The sequence below is a fragment of the Vibrio sp. 10N.222.49.A3 genome (genome assembly GCF_041475145.1).
GTDB classification, from domain to species: Bacteria; Pseudomonadota; Gammaproteobacteria; order Enterobacterales; family Vibrionaceae; genus Vibrio; species Vibrio tasmaniensis_A.
In genome coordinates this window covers 1-278 of sequence record NZ_JBFRVM010000308.1, presented here as the reverse complement: position 1 = coordinate 278, position 278 = coordinate 1, and the positions used below count along the sequence as shown (strand labels likewise).

At 45.0% G+C, this 278-nt stretch carries 1 protein-coding gene; it reads right to left on the bottom strand.

Annotated elements, in window-relative coordinates:
• A partial coding sequence (locus AB4589_RS25295) for a tyrosine-type recombinase/integrase (RefSeq protein WP_372101944.1) occupies window positions 1-219 on the bottom strand: 219 nt, incomplete at its 3' end.
• Window positions 220-278: the final 59 nt, after the last annotated feature.

Here is a 278-nt window from a genome sequence, read left to right as displayed (position 1 = left end):
TACTGCCTCTGTCACATGGTGCTCACTGACATGCATATAACGAAGTGTTGAAGAGATACGTTTATGACCAAGGAGCTTAGCGACCATCGGGAGCGGATAACCGTCCAGCACCGCATAACTGGCAAAAGTATGACGTAAGTCATGAATACGTACATCTGCAATATCGGCTAACACCCGTACTCTTTGCCATACCATCCCAACCTTAGTAGGCCGACTCACATAACAGCGAAGAGGTGAAAAAACATCATTACCATTAGAGTCAAAAAACTGTTTCCCTA